This window comes from Segetibacter koreensis DSM 18137 (assembly GCF_000374045.1).
In the GTDB taxonomy this organism is placed as follows: Bacteria; Bacteroidota; Bacteroidia; order Chitinophagales; family Chitinophagaceae; genus Segetibacter; species Segetibacter koreensis.
Genome location: NZ_KB893386.1, coordinates 59,260 through 76,932 on the forward strand (window position 1 = coordinate 59,260; position 17,673 = coordinate 76,932).

Below are 17,673 nucleotides of genomic sequence, written 5' to 3' on the forward strand. Positions count from 1 at the left end.
TCTATATTTTATACTTCGTATGTTTATCAACTAAAGAAAGAAAATCATCTTCACTGATTATTTTTACCGTATGAATCTTTTTAGCTTTTTCCAGTTTACTTCCTGCATCTTCACCAACCACCAGGTAATTTAATTTACTGCTGACACTTCCCAATATCTTTCCTCCCAGTTGCTCCACTTTTTCCTCTGCTTCACTTCTTTTTAATTTATTTAGCGTACCTGTAAACAAAAAGGTTTGTCCGTTCAGTTCGCCTTTTGCAACAATATCATTTTTTTTATTATTCATCTCAACACCCAACTCCTGCAGTTGTTGCAGCATTTTTAAATTTTGTTCATTTTGGAAAAAAGTATGAACGCTTTTTGCAACCTTTACCCCGATATCTTCAAGTGTCTGCAGTTTCTCTTCAGAAAACTCTTTTAAATCGAAAAGGTGATTGATGGAATTCGCTAATACTTTTGCCGTTGTTTCTCCAACATATCGAATACCCAATGCAAAAATCAAGCGGTTAAGAGGCTGGTTTTTTGACTCTTCAATAGCTGATTGCAAATTTTCTATTGATTTTTTTCCAAAACCGGCCATGTTACCTATAGCAGTAAAATCAAGCGTATAAATGCCCGGTATATCTTTTAGTAATCCTAACTCGTAAAATTTTCTGACGTTAGCTTCTCCAAAACTTCTTATATCCATAGCATCTTTGCTGGCGAAGTGTATCATACGTTCCACTACCTGGGCAGGGCACTCAATGTTTATGCAGCGCCAAGCCGCTTCGCCTTCTTCTTTATATAATTCACTTTTACAAACAGGACATTTTTTCGGAAAAACGATTTCTTTTTCATCGCCATCTCTCACTTCCGCCAACGATTTTACAATATACGGGATAACATCTCCCGCACGTTCTACCAAAACTGTGTCACCAATTCTCAAATCCTTTTCCTTTATTACATCTTCATTAAATAACGATATGGAACCAACGGTAACGCCACTAATAAATACAGGATCTATTTTTGCTACGGGAGTTATTGAACCTGTTCTTCCAACCTGGAATTCTACGTTGCGTAGTTTGCTAGTTGCTTGTCGTGCCTTAAACTTATAAGCAATTGCCCAGCGTGGATGGTGCGTGGTCATTCCCATTTTATCCTGCAGATCAAGGTCATTTACCTTTATCACCATTCCGTCAATTTCATAAGCCAGGTCATTTCTCTTTTCTTCAAAATCCTTACAATAATCAATTACACGGTTAATGCCTTTCATCACTTTCATTTCGTTTACAGGACTTCTAAAGCCGACGTTCCATAACATTTGGAGGATACCGGAATGGGTATGCAGCAATACTTCGTTTTCTCTGGAAACAGTTTCGTTTGTACGTGTATAATAACTTACATTATATAAAAAAGCCTCGAGTTTGCGACGACCTACTTCTTTAGGGTCTTTCATACGCAAGCTACCTGAGGCTGCATTTCTAGGGTTAGCAAGCGGGGGAATGTTTTGCTCTGCCAACTGCTCGTTGTATTGCTTGAAGGCTTTTTTTGACATCATGATCTCACCGCGTATTTCTATTTGCTGTATTCCATAAGTGGAAAAAGAAGCAGTAAGCGGAATGGAACGAATTTGCTTGATATTGGTCGTTATATCATCACCTTCCATACCGTTGCCCCTTGTTGCTCCTCTAACCAGGTAATCATTCTCATAAATTAATGAAATACTGGCTCCATCGAACTTTGGTTCTACACAATATTCAAGCTCATCTTTTCGTGCTACTTCCTTCGCTTTCCGGTCCCAATCGATCAAGTCATCTGCATTGTAGCTGTTTTCGAGACTAAGCATAGGCACCAAATGAGCTACTGTTCTAAACGACGGATTGAGGCTACTGCCAACTCTTTGTGTTGGAGAGTCAACCGTAACGAGTTCGGGATGTGCTTTTTCAATTTTCTCAAGCAACTTATATAACTGGTCGTATTCCGGATCAGAAATAAGCGGATCATTCAAAATGTAATACCTGTACTCATGAAACCTAAGGACGTTGCGAAGGTTTTCAACAATTTCAAAAGCCTTTTCTGTATAATTTCCTTCGGCTAATTTCCTGGTAAGCTTCTGCAGTTCTGCTATTTCCTGGTTAGAATACATAGTTTAAAATTGGCGATAAAGTTAGCAGAAACAGGAGCGCATAACAAATAGAAATGATTGGCGTAGGAAGCTTTTGTTAGACAGTTACTTGCTTGTAATTTTACTCACTTGCTCAACACGACTTCTCTGATAAACTACAATTATCTTTGATTTAGATAGGTTCGCGTAAACTCTTAAATTGTTTTTACTCTATAATAAAAGGCGGACATTACAATAAAAAGCGATTTATGAAAAAACTTTGGTTTGCAAGTTTTCTAGTCTTAGCTATTACTGCTTGTGCCAATAGTGAAATTAATGCACAGATCAACGATACAATTACAAAGCCAGGCAAAGTAGCAGTACACCACGTCTTTACCCGCTTATTTGCCAATACCAATACTACTAACAAACCGGGGGGAACAATTAAGGAAAATAGTCTCGACAAATTCCATGACTTTGCTGATAAGGCTCTCCAGACTTCTTCCACTATAGATAAAATGTTCGATGCTGTTACTATCGCTCCTCTTCCTGCTGGCGTAAAAGATGGCATAAACTACGAACCTGGTGACACTTCTGTTACCCTGGTTCTTTTTGCTCCTCATAAAAATAATGTTTCCGTTATTGGTGATTTTAATCGCTGGGTAGCAACAGCTAAATATCAAATGCACAGAACGCCCGACAGTACCTATTATTGGCTGAGAGTAACAGGCTTGACGGCAGGTAAAGAGTATGCTTACCAGTACCTTGTAGATGAATCATTAAAGGTTGCAGATTATATGACAGAGAAAATATTAGATCCTGAAAATGATCCACACATTCCTGCAACTACTTATCCTGGTTTGAAACATTATCCAAAAGGTAAAACAACCGGGATAGTAAGTGTCTTCCAAACCGCAAAACCTCTGTATAAATGGAAGGTCACTGATTTTTCCAGGCCAGATAAAAGAAATCTTATAATATATGAATTACTGGTAAGAGATTTTGTTGCAGAAAAAAACTGGCAAACGGTAAAAGACTCAATTGGGTATTTAAAAAGGCTTGGGGTAAATGCGATTGAAGTAATGCCTTTTAATGAATTTGAAGGAAACAATAGCTGGGGTTATAATCCTGATTTTTATTTTGCGCCTGATAAAGCTTATGGGACAGAACTTGCTTTAAAATCATTTATAGACGAATGTCACAAACAGGGAATAGCTGTAATAATGGATATGGTATTAAATCATTCCTTTGGTTCATCTCCTATGGTTCAAATGTACTTTGATACTTCTAATAATATTCCTGCAGCAAATAGTCCATGGTTTAATCAATATCCTACACATGCTTACAATGTTGGCTACCAATTTAATCATGAAAGTGCTGCTACCAAAGACTTCACCCGGAAAGTACTTGCTCATTGGCTCACTAATTATCACATTGATGGCTACCGTTTTGACCAGGCGAAAGGCTTTACTCAAAAAAGGACATGCGATGCTACAGGAAACAACTGTGACGTGAACGCATGGAGTGCCTATGACCAAAGCCGTATTAATCTCTGGGATACAATTTATAAACAACAGCAACAAATTTCGCCGGGCAGTTTTTGTATCCTGGAGATGTTTGCAGATAACAGTGAGGAAACCATATATGCAAATAAGGGAATGTTACTCTGGGGAAATTTGAATTATAGTTTTAACCAGGCCACAATGGGCTACAGCGATGGATGGGATTTTAGCGCAGGTATTTACACAGCAAGAAACTGGAGACAAGCCAACCTGGTTACTTACCAGGAAAGTCACGATGAAGAAAGATTGATGTTTAAAAATGAGCAGTATGGAAACAAAAATGGATCATATAATATAAAAGATGTAAAAACAGCATTGAAGCGAAATGAAATGGCAACCGCTTTTTGGGCTGTAATGCCTGCACCTAAAATGATATGGCAGTTTGGTGAATTGGGATACGATTATTCAATTAATAGTTGTGAAAATGGTACAATAAGTGATCAATGCCGCACTAGTCCTAAGCAAATACATTGGAATTATTTTTCAGATTCAAATTGTAGGGCTTTGTATAATGTGTATGCCAGCTTGTTTAAGCTGCGTAATGTTTCAAACTTTTTACCAACTTTTATAACAAATGATATTTCGTATGATTTAACTAGTGGATTTAAATGGTTGAAAGTAAATTCAGATTCTTTAAAAATAATCGTAATTGGTAATTTTGATGTGGCGCCTGCTACAGCTACAGTTACATTTCAAAATGCAGGAACCTGGTACAACTATTTATCAGGAGGAACAAGAACCGCTACGGGAGCAGCAGAAAATATAACACTGCAACCGGGAGAATATTATGTTTATATAAATAGAAATGCAGACATTCTTCTTAGCACGCTTCCTTTAAAACTTTTGTCTTTTAAAAGCCAACGTCGTGGTAATTCTATTTCACTCACCTGGGCAACTTCTAACAAGGTTAACGTGAAAATTTTTGTTATAGAGCGCTCGTTTAATGGCGCGAGATTTACTCGTGTAGGCACAGTTTCAGCTAAAAATACATCAGATAGCCAGCTTACTTACCATTACGATGATAAAAGTCTAATAGCTGTAAAAAAGCATAAAAAATTGTATTACAGGTTAAAGCTGGTGGATGTTGATGGTAAGTACACGTATTCAAATGTCGTTTTATTAAATCGGCTGCGGTAAAAAGTTTTTCTTTATTTCCAAACCTGTGAAATACTCTCAGAAATTTATTCATTAGATAAGCTGCCTTGTCTGACGTAAATATTAAATTAGAAGATCTATACGAAAGAGAAGCTATATTTATGTCGTGAGTAAAGTATTAGCGGTTATTATACCTTGCAGCCGTAGAAATAGAACCGGTTTTTCTAAGGACGTTAATAAGTGATTTTTGTTTGAACTAAAAGAAGTTTCCATGACAACATTATCTCAAATTCTTGAAACGAAAATAGTAGCGATCATACGAGGTGCAAATCCAAAAGATGTATTAAAGATTGCAAACGCATTGCGTAAAGGTGGAGTAAAGGCGTTGGAAATTACTATAAACTCGCCAAAAGCTCTGTCAGTTATTGAAGAGGTATCAGATCAGTTAGGTAACCAGGTGCTGGTAGGGGCAGGAACCGTGTTGGATGCAGAAACTGCAAGAGCAGCAATTTCGGCTGGAGCTAAATTTATAATTTCCCCTACCGTAGACATAGAAACAATTAAGACAACAAAACGATACGGTATTGTTAGTATACCAGGTGCTTATACCCCTACCGAAATATTAACGGCTTATGCTAATGGTGGGGATCTTATAAAAGTTTTTCCGGCTTCATCTGGCATTCAATACATTAAAGACATTCGCGGTCCCCTTGCTCATATACCGCTTATGCCTACAGGCGGTATTAATTTGAATAATATAGCTGAATACCAAAAAGCAGGTGCTGTAGCCTTTGGCATTGCAAGTGCATTAGTAGATACAAAAGAAGAGGTAACTGAAGATTATCTGCTACAGCTTACAGATAAAGCCAGCAAGTTTATAAAGGCCGTAAATTCCTTATAAATTAACAATGTTATGAAGATAACAAAATACGAATCATTTCTTGTGCCACCACGCTGGCTGTTTCTGAAAATAGAAACTGATGAAGGCATTGCAGGGTGGGGTGAACCTGTAATTGAAGGAAAGGCCGCAACTGTAAAAACAGCAGTTGATGAGTTGATGGAATACCTTATAGGAAAAAATCCAATGAACATAGAAGATCATTGGAATGTGATGTACAGAAGCGGATTTTATCGTGGAGGTCCTATTTTAATGAGTGCTATAGCAGGTATTGACCAGGCATTATGGGACATCAAAGGAAAATATTTCAACACGCCTGTTTACCAGCTTTTAGGTGGAAAAGTAAGAAATTCAATAAAGGTCTATTCATGGATTGGAGGCGATCGGCCAGCCGAAGTAGGTGCTGCTGCAAAAGAAATGTTTGACAAAGGTTTTACTGCTGTCAAAATGAATGCAACAGAAGAACTGCAATATGTAGATTCGTATAAAAAAATTGATGCGGCGGTTAAGCGTATTGCTGCAGTAAGAGAATCTGTCGGAGCTGATATTGGTATAGGGGTAGATTTCCATGGCAGGGTTCATAAGCCAATGGCAAAAATATTGGCGAAAGAACTTGAGCCCTTTCACCCTATGTTTATTGAAGAACCTGTGCTTCCCGAAAATAATGAGGCCCTTAGAGAAATTGCGAATCATGTATCTATTCCTATTGCCACAGGTGAAAGAATGTTTTCAAGGTGGGATTTTAAAAAATTGCTGGTACAAGGATATGTTGATATTATTCAGCCCGATGTTTCCCACGCTGGTGGTATTACAGAATGCAAAAAGATCATTTCCATGGCTGAGGCTTTTGATGTAGCTGCGGCTCCTCACTGTCCTCTTGGCCCTATTGCATTAGCAGCATGTCTGCAGGTAGATGCTACATGTCACAATGCTTTTATACAGGAACAAAGCCTTGGTATTCATTACAACAAGGGTACCGACCTGCTTGATTATCTTATGGAAAATGATGTTTTTAAATATGAAAATGGATATGTAAAAATTCCAGAGGCTCCGGGGCTGGGTATAGAAATAAATGAAAACCACGTTCGAAAAATGGCAGAGATAGGCCATAACTGGAGAAACCCACTTTGGAGACATACAGACGGAAGTGTAGCAGAGTGGTAACACTATTAAATTTTCGATAGCTACTAACATAATTCTTTGCTCTTTTGAAAAAAGAGATAATTGATGAAAAATGCCGTAACTGATCTTAAACCAACCCGTATACGTTTTCGTATTCTTGCTTTTATTTTTATAAGTGTTGTTATTAATTATATGGACAGAAGTAATATTTCTGTTGCAGCATCTGCTATCAGTAATGAGTTACATTTAACTTCTGTTCAACTTGGCCTTATTTTCTCTGCTTTCGGCTGGACTTATGCTGCACTTCAAATTCCGGGTGGTATTCTGGTTGATCGTTTTGGGCCGCGTCTTTTATATTCACTCAGTTTAATTCTTTGGTCAGCAGCAACTCTCTTGCAGGGAATAATGAAAGGTTTTGCAGGGCTGTTTGGTTTTCGACTGGCAATAGGCGCATTTGAAGCGCCTGCTTATCCTGCCAATAACCGTATTGTTACAAGTTGGTTTCCTGATAATGAAAGAGCATCAGCTATTGCCGTTTACACGTCGGGACAATTTCTGGGCCTTGCTTTTTTAACACCTGCCCTTGCAGCCATAGAACATTTTGCCGGCTGGAGAGGCTTATTTATCATTACCGGTTCCATTGGAATAATATGGGGCCTTATCTGGTATTTTGTTTATCGTGATCCTATAAAACATTCTGCAACAAATAAAGCAGAACTGGATTATATAGAAAAAGGTGGTGGTTTAATTAATAGAGCAGCCGCAAAAAATTCAGGTGCATCACCATTTGCATGGCATAACCTCCGCGAAGTCTTTATACATCGAAAACTTTGGGGAATTTATATTGGCCAATTTGCTGTCAATTCTACTCTTTGGTTTTTTCTTACATGGTTTCCTACATATCTTGTTAAGTATCGTGGCCTAAATCTTCTCACCTCCGGCTTTCTGGCTTCCGTTCCGTTTCTTGCTGCGTTTGCCGGGTTGTTACTGTCAGGATTTCTTTCTGATTTTTTAATAAAAAAAAGAGTGTCAGTTGGCATTGCACGAAAAAGTCCTGTTATTATTGGCTTGCTACTTTCTGTTTCAATTGTGGGTGCTAATTATGTAAACAGCACTGCGCTCATTATTTTTTTTATGACTGTTGCTTTTTTTGGTAACGGATTTGCTTCTATCACATGGGTTTTTGTTTCAACCCTTGCGCCAAAACATTTGATCGGGTTAACAGGCGGTGTATTTAATTTTATCGGTGGTTTAGCTTCTATTATTGTTCCAATTGTTATTGGTTTTTTATCGAGAGGAGGTAGCTTTACCCGATCGCTTATTTTTATTGCTGTGGTAGCATTTATTGGTGCGTGTTCATATATTTTTCTTGTAGGAAAGGTAGAAAGGATTGAGCCAGAACAGGAAAAAGCATCCTGATTTTATTGCAGCTATTATTCCTTAAAAAGGATTTTTTGAATACCAACTTTTATTTTTCATGGCAATATTATTGCGACGCATTTAATGCATCAGTAAATTATCGGGCATCTTTTGTCGGTAATAAAAACTTCTAAAAGGGCTTCTTATTGAAAGAGAATTTATGAATAAATTTTTGAGCTGCGATTGGGGAACTTCCACTTTTAGACTAAGGCTTATAGAAGCTGAAAGCCTTACAGTAATTGAGGAGGAAAACTCCAAAGAAGGAATAGCAGAAACATATAGGCTATGGAAGCAAACCCAGAAGAATGAAGATGAAAGATTGTCTTTTTATCTTGATATCATTTTAAAACATATTGAAGCGATCGAAGAAAAATCGAATAATTCTCTAAATAATGTTCCAATAATTATTTCCGGCATGGCATCTTCAACTATTGGCATGGTTGATCTGCCTTATAAAAATCTTCCTTTTGCAACAAGTGGGGAAGACCTGGAAATATTTATCACAGACGCATCGGAATATGTGAAGCATACAATTGCAATTATATCTGGGGTAAGAAGTGAAGATGATGTTATTCGTGGAGAAGAAACAAAGATAATTGGTTGCGCTGTTGAAGGTAATAATAACGAGCATGTCTATATTCTACCAGGCACTCATCCCAAACACATTGAAGTAAAGAACGGACAGGTGATAGGTTTTAAAACCTATATGACAGGAGAGTTTTTTGAACTCTTATCTAACAAAAGCATTTTAGCTGTCTCGATTAAAAAAGGAAAGACACTGCAATCAGAACAAAACATACAAAGTTTTTCGGAAGGAGTAAAGGAAAGCCTACATTCAAACCTCTTGCACAGCAGCTTCCTTGTAAGAACAAATGAATTGTTTAAAAAATATTCTTTAGAAGAAAATTATTTTTATCTAAGTGGCCTACTTATCGGAAACGAACTGAAAGACATAACCGGTGAAACAAGAAATATAACAATAGTTGGAAATGCTGCCTTAAATAATCAGTATATAGATGCATTACATATTCTTGGCCTACCGGGCGAAGGTGCAGCTATAGCAAGTATAAATGCTGATGCGGCATTAATAAAAGGGCAAAATAAAGTGTACAAAAAAGTGATTGGAATATAAGAATCATCTCAAATAGAACGAAAACCATTTCTTCTTCCCAACCTAAAAATCGAATTATTATTACTGTTGATGTAAACATTATGAAAACTTTCAATTTAGTTTGTCAAATATCTATTATTAGTTAAAAGTAAATTCCTTTACTTTTACCCCATTACAATAGTATAAGTATGCTTCAATCAATGACGGGGTTCGGAAGAACAGAGCAGGCAGTTGGCGATAAAGTTTTTTTGGTAGAAGTAAAATCGCTTAACGGAAAACAATTTGATTTAAGGATTAATATTCCTGCTTTACTCAAACCATTTGAGTTTGATATCCGAAATATTTTGCAGGAAAAACTTATGAGAGGCAGTGTTGAGTGTATTATTTACATAAAGCAAAACGGCGCAGCACAACCTGTTACTATTAATAAGGAGCTGGCAAAAGCATATTATCAACCAATTGCTGAATTATCGCAGGAGTTAAATTTAAATCCCGGAGATGTTTTAAGTGCATTGCTTAAACTTCCGGAAGTAATCACACCCTCAAACATTGTTTTGTCAGATGAAGACTGGAAAGGGTTTGAAGTTGTTTTGCAAAGTGCTATTGAGCAGTTAAAAGAACATAGGGTTAATGAAGGAAAATCGCTGGAAGAGGAATTATTATTGCGAATTGAAAATATTACTATTCATTCAGAAAAAATTGCGGGTTTAGAACCTCTTCGCAAACAAAAAATTAAAGATGGATTAGTAAAGACTCTTGAAGATAATGTAGGCAAAGAAAATTATGACTCTAACCGCCTTGAGCAAGAACTTATTTATTACATAGAGAAGATTGATATTACTGAAGAGCAAGTAAGGCTAAGAAATCATTGCAACTATTTCAAGAGTATTTTGAATGATTCTGATGAAAGTAAAGGCAAAAAACTTTCATTCATTTTGCAGGAAATCGGCCGCGAAATAAATACTACAGGCTCTAAAGCATACGACTCTGAAATACAAAAAAGCGTTGTGCTTATGAAAGATGAATTAGAAAAAGCAAAAGAACAGGTGCTCAATGTTTTATAATTGAAAAAACAACAGCCAATAATACCTAAAGGTTTAAACCGCTCCTGTAAACTGTCTTAAAAACCTAATATCATTTTGAGAATACAGCCGCAAATCATTTACCCTGAATTTTAGCTGACAAATTCTTTCTACTCCCATTCCAAATGCGAAGCCTGTATAATTTTCTGAGTCTATGCCGAAATTATCTAACATTTTAGGATGAACCATGCCACACCCGAGTATTTCTACCCAACCTGTATGCTTACACAAACTGCATCCTTTGCCTCCACAAACTGTACAGCTGATATCCATTTCTGCACTTGGTTCGGTAAAAGGAAAATAACTCGGCCTGAAGCGAACTTTTGCATCTCCAAACATTTCTTTTACAAAAAAGTATAAAGTCTGTTTCAGGTCTGCAAAGCTTACATTTTCATCAACATACAAACCCTCTACCTGGTGAAAGAAGCAATGCGCCCTTGCACTGATAGTTTCGTTGCGGTAAACACGACCCGGACAAACGATGCGAATTGGTGGTTTTTGTTTTTCCATAATACGTGCCTGAACACTACTGGTGTGTGTACGTAAGAGATAATCAGGATTTTGATGCAGGTAAAATGTATCCTGCATATCGCGTGCGGGATGGTTTTCGGGCAAATTGAGAGCAGTGAAATTGTGCCAGTCATCTTCTATCTCAGGACCTTCCGCTACTGCAAAGCCTAATCTTTTAAAAATAGAAACCATTTGGTTTCGAACAATACTCAAAGGATGTCTTGTACCTGCAGGAACAGGGTCACCAGGAAGCGACCAGTCAATTTTAGAAGAAACTTGTTGACCATTTGCAGAAATACTTTCTTTAAGTTGTTCGAATTTTTCTTCGGTAAAAACTTTGAAAGCATTTAAAATAAGGCCGAACTCTTTTTTGCTTTCGTTGGGAACATTTTTCATTTCTCCCAATACTGTTTTTACAATGCCCTTTGTTCCAAGAAACTTTATACGGTAAGTTTCCAGTTCATCTTGCGTTGATGCATTATAAGCAGTAACTTCCTGCTTATAATTTTCTATTTGCTGCAACAATTCATCCATATTGCGAAGATATAATAAGTTGACAAATCCTTACCTAAAACCCAAAAAGGAAATACGAACCTATTTTGAAACGGTTAATCAGGAAAAAAGAAAAAGCGTTCGTTTGGACAGGCCTAATGAAGCGCGTACAAATTAAGGCACGTTAATATACTTATGTATTTGAAGGCTCAGCTCCCATTTAGGGTTTTGCTTAATATAATCAATAATAAAAGGAGTCATAATGGAAGCCCTCTCCCATTCCGGCTGAAGATACAATTTGCAGTTTTCACTTACCTGTTCTGCATTTTTTTCCGCCCAGGAAAAATCGTTTTTGTTGTAAATAATTACTTTTAATTCATTAGCCGCTTTTAGCGCTTCGGGTGTCGGCGCTCTGAATTTTTTGGGAGATACACATATCCAATCCCAGCTTCCGCTTAATGCGAAGGAGCCTGAGGTTTCTATATTTGTTTCAAAACCTTCTGATTGTAATCGCCAGGTCAACTCATCCAAATTGTGCATTAGCGGTTCGCCACCTGTTATCACCGCCAGTCTGCCCGGTTGTTGTCTGGCTTGCTGTACAATAGTATTTATAGGTACTCTTGGATGCTTGTCTGCATCCCAGCTTTCTTTGACATCGCACCAAAAACAACCGACATTGCATCCGCCGAGGCGAATGAAATAAGCTGCCCGTCCCTGGTGAAAACCTTCTCCCTGGATGGTATAAAAAGCTTCCATAACAGGAAGTGTTGTTTCTAGAGATGTTTGGGCTAAATCCATTTTGCAAAAATAAGCGATAAGTTGGCAGACAATCTTAAACGTCCTACCTACCGGAGGGAGGTTTGGGCAAAGAAAATAAAAGGTTTAGCTAAAATTTATAATCTGCTCGCGAAAACATGCTATGAAAAGTTGCGGTAAAAATGAGATACAGGTCAATTGCCTCATATATAAGATTTGCTGACGCCCCAAAAGCTACTTTAAACCAGACAGCCACTTTGAAAGATAATAAGAGATTTTTTCATATTCTATTAAAAATCCATCATGACCATACGAGGAATCTATTTCAATATAAGTAGCGTTGGGAAGGCTGTCGGCAATATGCTTCTGCTCATCTACAGGGCAAAGAAGATCACTCGTAATCCCCATTATTAAAGTTTTTTGAGTGATCGTTTGTAATACCTCATCAATCGTTTTATTTCTGCCCCGGGCTAGATTATGGCTATCCATGGCCTTTGTAAGTAACCAATAGCTTTGCGCATTAAAACGCTTTACCAGCTTATCGCCCTGGTAATTTATGTAAGAGGATGCTTTGAAATTATCAATCTTTTCAACATCAGGGTCCGTTTGTTTTTCTACCAATATCTTATAATTACGATAAGTGAGCAAACCGATAGCCCTCGCAGCCTTTAAGCCAAACTTGCCTGCTGTCGCACTTTTGTCTTTCCAGGTACTGTCAGCTTCTATAGCTAGCCGCTGCGCGGTATGTATTGCAATTCCCCACGCACTTTCGGCAGCGGAGGTAGTTATCAGGAAAAGATTTTCAATCCTTTCTTTTTCCATAACAGCCCACTCAAGCACCTGGTAGCCGCCCATGCTACCCGCCATTAATAAAAAAATATTATCGATCTGCAAATGTTGTCGCAACATTATAAGTGCTCTTACAATATCTCTTATTGTAATCATGGGAAAATCGCTATAATAGGGTTGTCCTGTACCAGGATTGATGCTGATAGGACCAGTGCTACCATAACAGGAACCAGGTATGTTGGCACAGATAATAAAATATTTTGCAGGGTCAATTACCGTATTTTCTCCAACCACACCTGGCCACCACTCGGTAACTGAAGAGTTTGAGGTAAGCGCATGACAAACCCATACCACGTTATTCTTTTCAGAATTGAGGGCACCATAAGTATCATAAGCTATTGTTAACGTTGGTAACGTTTCACCGCTTTCAGTTATAAAAGGCTCATCAGAATTGAAATAATTCATTTTATCTTCTCAGTTCAAAACCCAAAGTAAAGGCTTGCTTGAATTACATTTGCAAAAATATTTTTTTATGGATAAAATTGAATTGTCCAGGGTAGAAGGAGATTTTGGATTTGAAGCCAAAGATGCCAACGGGCATGTTGTGAAAATAGACAGCAAACCGGAGTCGGGAGGAGTGAATTTTGGCGTAAGGCCAATGCAGTTATTGCTGATGGGACTGGGAGGTTGTAGCGGCATTGACATTGTTTCTATTTTAAAAAAACAACGGCAAACGGTTGAAGGATTTGATATGAAAATTGAAGGCGAACGTGAAGCCGGAGTTGAACCTTCTCTATGGAAAACAGTAAATATCATTTTCGAATTAAAAGGTAATATTGATATCGATAAAGCCCGCCGGGCCTGTGCGCTTTCTATGGATAAATATTGCTCTGTTGCTGAGACTATACGCCGGGCTGGTTGCAAAATTAACTGGGATGTAAAAGTTTTGGAAACTGTGCAACCTTAAGCTTATTATACGTAGGGCTTTTCAGTAGCATCATTTCAAATAATAAGTTATCAACTGACTTAGAGTCTTTTTTACATTGTGCCGTCTGCTGATTTATGTCAGTATCCTTCACTTGTATGAATTGATTTTCCCTTTGCAGCTTTTTAGATTTTTTATAAAAAGCCCGTTAACACTTCTTTTTTATCCGGTATTAAAAATTCTTAATTAATGGAACAACATCCAATAACACAGGCAATAAGAATCAGAACTGAGCAAACAAAAGAAATGGAACATTCATCTCCCTTATATCTCACAAGTAGTTTTACTTATGAAGATGCAGAGGAAATGAGAGCGACTTTTGCAGATCAGACTGACAATAATATTTACACTCGATTCAGTAACCCGTCGGTACAGGAGTTTATAGACAGAATGGTGGCACTGGAAGGGGCAGAAGCAGGATTTGCTACGGCGTCAGGTATGAGTGCAGTATTCGCATCATTTATGGCACTATTAAAAAGTGGTGATCACTTGTTAGCATGCAATGCAATATTTGGAAGTACACATACGGTGATCACGAAATACCTGCCTAAATATGGAATTGAGTACAGTTATGTAGATGCAGACAAGCCAGAAGAGTGGGAAGCGGCAATACGACCTAACACGAAGATGATCTACATGGAAACGCCCACTAATCCAGGATTGGATATAATCGATATTGAGCTGGTAGCTAATCTCGCTAAAAAACATAATGTTATTTTAAATGTCGATAACTGCTTTGCTACACCTATCGGTCAAAGGCCTATTGAACTGGGTGCAGACCTTGTTGTTCATTCGGCTACAAAGTGGCTGGACGGCCAGGGCCGCGTATTAGGTGGAGTAGTTGTAGGTAATAAAGACCTGATAAAAGATATTTACCTGTTCTGCAGAAGTACCGGACCTTCTATGTCCCCATTTAATGCATGGGTATTAAGCAGAAGTCTTGAAACCTTGGATGTGCGCATGGAGCGTCATGCAAAAAATGCTCTTTTTATTGCAAAAGCTCTAGAAAATAACAATAAAATCTCATGGTTAAAGTACCCGGAGTTGCCGGGGCATCCTCAATATGCAATTGCAAGAAAACAAATGAAAAGCGGGGGCGGGATAGTTTGTTTTGAATTAAAGGGTGGTTTAGAGGCGGGACGTAATTTTTTAAATAACCTGAAGATGCTTACCCTTACTGCAAATTTAGGTGATACCCGAAGCATTGCTTCTCACCCGGCAAGTACTACCCATGCAAAACTTACAGAAGAAGAAAGACTTGCAGTAAACATTACACCAGGATTAATCAGGATATCTGTCGGCCTTGAACACCACGACGATATATTGAATGATATTTTGCAAGCGTTGGAAAAGTGTTGATTTAAAGTATACCGCAGGCATTTGTAATAAAAAGTCTCTGAAAAACTCAGAGACTTTTTATTACATTTTAATATGAATTAGCTATAAAAATTTACCAGTTATTCATATGCTCTTTTACAATTCTCTCGTAATCTTTTGCTTTTTTCTCCTCCCAGTCACGGTCGTATTTCACAAACCAGCTCAGCCAAAGAGATCTGGACAAACGCATGAAAATGGGCTGCAATGCTAATAATGTGACGCCGTTAAATATTAACCAATAAAAAATACTGTTATTATATAAAGAAAATCCTAATAGCACCCACCAGGCAATAAAGGTAGCCACGCTGTAAGCAACCGTTACGGCATAACTCACATAGCTTGTACCATAATAGAAGCCAACCTCAATCTCTGTCGGTTGACCGCAGACAGGACATTTATCATGCATTTTCATATTATTCTTAAAATCATATGCATTCTCTGTAACATAAATCTTGCCTTCGCGGCAACGCGGGCAACGATTTGTCAACACCGTCCACAGGTACGATGGTTTCCTGTTTTTGTCAATCATAACGATAAATTAATATGCAAGGTAATCATTCAAGTATTGATATTATAATCGCAAATCTTATATCATGGCTTTCTGATTAATAATTGATTGCAATTGTTTCGCAGCAACAACGCCAGACTGTCTCCAAAGCGTTTGACCTTTTTTAAATAACATAAGAGTTGGAACACCAGAAATGTTTAGTGAACTGGCAATGGGTTGATTTTTATCTACGTCTATTTTTAAGATTCTGATGCTATCGCCCATCAACTGTCTTAATTCTTCCAATATAGGTTTCATCATTTTACAAGGGCCGCACCACTCTGCATGAAAGTCTACCAATACAGGTTTTTCTCCATTTATTATGTCCCGAAAAGTTTCTTTTACTTGCGTATTCATAACACTACATTTAATTAACTGTTTTAAAAGCAATTACTCGTAATGTAACAACTTTCATACCCGTTACAATATTTTTTAATAACATGACATTACGGCTTACAAGCTTTCTGCAATTTTTTCCATTTGTATACTTCTGCTGCCTTTTATTAAAAAGTAAGCATTCTGAAAATTTTGTTGCCGGCACCAATTTGCAGCTTCGGTGGAATTGTTGAAGTATAAAAAAGGATGTTTTGTTTTTTTAAAATCGCCTCCTACTAGCAGCACTGTAGTCCATGCATATTTTTTTATAAGCTCAATTATGTTTTGATGCTCCTGCAAACTTTCTTCACCCAATTCCATCATACCCCCCAGCATAAGCACTTTTGCGTCAGATTTTATTTTTGCAATGTTTTCAATAGCAAGTTTCATACTTGTAGGATTGGCATTGTAAGCATCAAGGATGATATGGTTAGAACCTTTTACAAGCATTTGGCTACGGCTGTTGCCTGGAACGTAACCTTCAATAGCCTCAACTATTTTTTTTAATGGGACATTAAAATATTTTCCAACAGCTACAGCACATAATGCGTTGGGCAAGTTGTAGTCCCCAACTAATTGCGTTTTAATTATTACAGATGATTCTTTGTTAGTAAGTTGTACCACCAAAAAATTTTCTGAAGGTAAAGCTTTGCCCGTAACGAATGAGTCGCCTGTTCCATAACTAATTACTTCCCCAATGCCTTTGCTCATTTCCTTCAAATATTCATAATCATTAAAGATAAATGCTGTTCCATTATTTTCGCGTAAGTAATCAAATAGTTCACCTTTACCAATCCTTACCCCTTCCAAGCTACCAAAACCTTCAAGGTGTGCTTTTCCGCAATTTGTAATAATGCCATGCGTAGGTTCGGTGTATTCGCAATAACCTTTAATTTCTTTTTGATGATTTGCCCCCATTTCGATTACCGCCACTTCTGCATCTTCCTTTACCTGCAGCAAGGTAAGCGGTATGCCGATGTGATTATTTAAGTTTCCCTTCGTGGTGTACGTTTTAAAATGAGAAGCAAGTACAGTACTTACAAGTTCCTTTGTTGTTGTTTTTCCATTACTGCCTGTAATGGCTATAAAAGGAATATTAAATTGCTCACGGTGATATTTCGCAAGCAGTTGAAGACTATCCAGAACATTACCTACTTTTAATATACGCCCACCTTCATTTGCAATTTCTTTATCAACAATAGCATAGGCTGCACCTTCTTGAACAGCTTTCACAGCAAAATCATTACCATTGAAGTTAGGCCCGGAAAGCGCAAAGAAAATGTCTCCCTGTTTTAGCTTCCGCGTATCCGTTTGGATAGAAGGGTGCTGAAGATAAAGCTGGTATAATTGTTCTGTAGTCAAAGTGATGGTTTTTTTGGAAGCAAAATTAAAAAACCCCGAGTGAAAGGTTGAAAGGATTTTAACCATTTGAGAAATTTTGGATAATAATCTTCGAAAAAGGAAGTAGAA

At 37.6% G+C, this 17,673-nt stretch carries 15 protein-coding genes; 8 read left to right on the forward strand and 7 right to left on the reverse strand.

The features are described from left to right. Position 1 precedes the first annotated feature (1 nt). Positions 2 to 2,125 (reverse strand): NAD-dependent DNA ligase LigA, encoded by a 2,124-nt coding sequence (ligA, locus tag B154_RS0126505; RefSeq protein ID WP_018617387.1) that lies wholly within the window; start codon positions 2,123 to 2,125, stop codon positions 2 to 4. Between the two features lie 227 nt (positions 2,126 to 2,352). Here ligA and B154_RS29870 point away from each other — a divergent pair, with 227 nt between their 5' ends. From B154_RS29870 to B154_RS0126535, 6 genes are all read left to right on the forward strand, one after another. Continuing rightward, the gene (locus tag B154_RS29870; protein WP_018617388.1) at positions 2,353 to 4,782 is read left to right on the forward strand and encodes an alpha-amylase family glycosyl hydrolase; all 2,430 of its coding nucleotides are present in this window, start codon (positions 2,353 to 2,355) and stop codon (positions 4,780 to 4,782) included. A gap of 229 nt (positions 4,783 to 5,011) precedes the next feature. Then, positions 5,012 to 5,641: a bifunctional 4-hydroxy-2-oxoglutarate aldolase/2-dehydro-3-deoxy-phosphogluconate aldolase gene (locus B154_RS0126515; protein ID WP_018617389.1), complete on the forward strand. Its 630-nt coding sequence runs from the start codon at positions 5,012 to 5,014 to the stop codon at positions 5,639 to 5,641. 12 nt (positions 5,642 to 5,653) lie between these two features. Continuing rightward, positions 5,654 to 6,802, forward strand: coding sequence for a galactonate dehydratase (dgoD, locus tag B154_RS0126520; protein ID WP_018617390.1), 1,149 nt, complete (start codon positions 5,654 to 5,656; stop codon positions 6,800 to 6,802). A gap of 63 nt (positions 6,803 to 6,865) precedes the next feature. After that, complete coding sequence (locus tag B154_RS0126525) at positions 6,866 to 8,179, forward strand: MFS transporter (RefSeq protein ID WP_018617391.1); 1,314 nt, start codon at positions 6,866 to 6,868, stop codon at positions 8,177 to 8,179. 160 nt (positions 8,180 to 8,339) lie between these two features. Then, the gene (locus tag B154_RS29875; protein ID WP_018617392.1) at positions 8,340 to 9,311 is read left to right on the forward strand and encodes a 2-dehydro-3-deoxygalactonokinase; all 972 of its coding nucleotides are present in this window, start codon (positions 8,340 to 8,342) and stop codon (positions 9,309 to 9,311) included. A 167-nt stretch (positions 9,312 to 9,478) separates the two neighbouring features. Beyond that, the gene (locus B154_RS0126535; RefSeq protein ID WP_018617393.1) at positions 9,479 to 10,354 is read left to right on the forward strand and encodes a YicC/YloC family endoribonuclease; all 876 of its coding nucleotides are present in this window, start codon (positions 9,479 to 9,481) and stop codon (positions 10,352 to 10,354) included. Between the two features lie 33 nt (positions 10,355 to 10,387). Here the strand turns inward: B154_RS0126535 and pheS are convergent, their stop codons facing one another. The 3 genes from pheS to metX all read right to left on the reverse strand — a co-directional run bounded on the left by pheS (position 10,388) and on the right by metX (position 13,384). Continuing rightward, positions 10,388 to 11,416 (reverse strand): phenylalanine--tRNA ligase subunit alpha, encoded by a 1,029-nt coding sequence (gene pheS, locus B154_RS0126540; protein ID WP_018617394.1) that lies wholly within the window; start codon positions 11,414 to 11,416, stop codon positions 10,388 to 10,390. A 132-nt stretch (positions 11,417 to 11,548) separates the two neighbouring features. Beyond that, positions 11,549 to 12,172 carry a 7-carboxy-7-deazaguanine synthase QueE gene (locus tag B154_RS0126550; protein WP_018617396.1) on the reverse strand — a complete coding sequence of 208 codons (624 nt, stop codon included), beginning with the start codon at positions 12,170 to 12,172 and terminating at the stop codon, positions 11,549 to 11,551. 192 nt (positions 12,173 to 12,364) lie between these two features. Further along, complete coding sequence (gene metX / locus B154_RS0126555; RefSeq protein WP_018617397.1) at positions 12,365 to 13,384, reverse strand: homoserine O-acetyltransferase MetX; 1,020 nt, start codon at positions 13,382 to 13,384, stop codon at positions 12,365 to 12,367. A 67-nt stretch (positions 13,385 to 13,451) separates the two neighbouring features. Here metX and B154_RS0126560 point away from each other — a divergent pair, with 67 nt between their 5' ends. Both B154_RS0126560 and B154_RS0126565 read left to right on the forward strand, forming a co-directional pair. Then, the gene (locus tag B154_RS0126560) at positions 13,452 to 13,886 is read left to right on the forward strand and encodes an OsmC family protein (protein WP_018617398.1); all 435 of its coding nucleotides are present in this window, start codon (positions 13,452 to 13,454) and stop codon (positions 13,884 to 13,886) included. Between the two features lie 207 nt (positions 13,887 to 14,093). After that, positions 14,094 to 15,263, forward strand: coding sequence for a trans-sulfuration enzyme family protein (locus B154_RS0126565; RefSeq protein WP_018617399.1), 1,170 nt, complete (start codon positions 14,094 to 14,096; stop codon positions 15,261 to 15,263). A gap of 91 nt (positions 15,264 to 15,354) precedes the next feature. Here B154_RS0126565 and B154_RS0126570 read toward each other — a convergent pair whose 3' ends face one another. The 3 genes from B154_RS0126570 to B154_RS0126580 form a co-directional block, all read right to left on the reverse strand. Continuing rightward, positions 15,355 to 15,810 carry a DUF983 domain-containing protein gene (locus tag B154_RS0126570; RefSeq protein WP_018617400.1) on the reverse strand — a complete coding sequence of 152 codons (456 nt, stop codon included), beginning with the start codon at positions 15,808 to 15,810 and terminating at the stop codon, positions 15,355 to 15,357. Positions 15,811 to 15,867: 57 nt separating this feature from the next. Further along, positions 15,868 to 16,185, reverse strand: a complete 318-nt coding sequence (gene trxA, locus B154_RS0126575) for a thioredoxin (RefSeq protein WP_018617401.1) — start codon at positions 16,183 to 16,185, stop codon at positions 15,868 to 15,870. Positions 16,186 to 16,281: 96 nt separating this feature from the next. Beyond that, complete coding sequence (locus B154_RS0126580) at positions 16,282 to 17,565, reverse strand: UDP-N-acetylmuramoyl-tripeptide--D-alanyl-D-alanine ligase (protein ID WP_026260471.1); 1,284 nt, start codon at positions 17,563 to 17,565, stop codon at positions 16,282 to 16,284. Positions 17,566 to 17,673 lie beyond the last annotated feature (108 nt).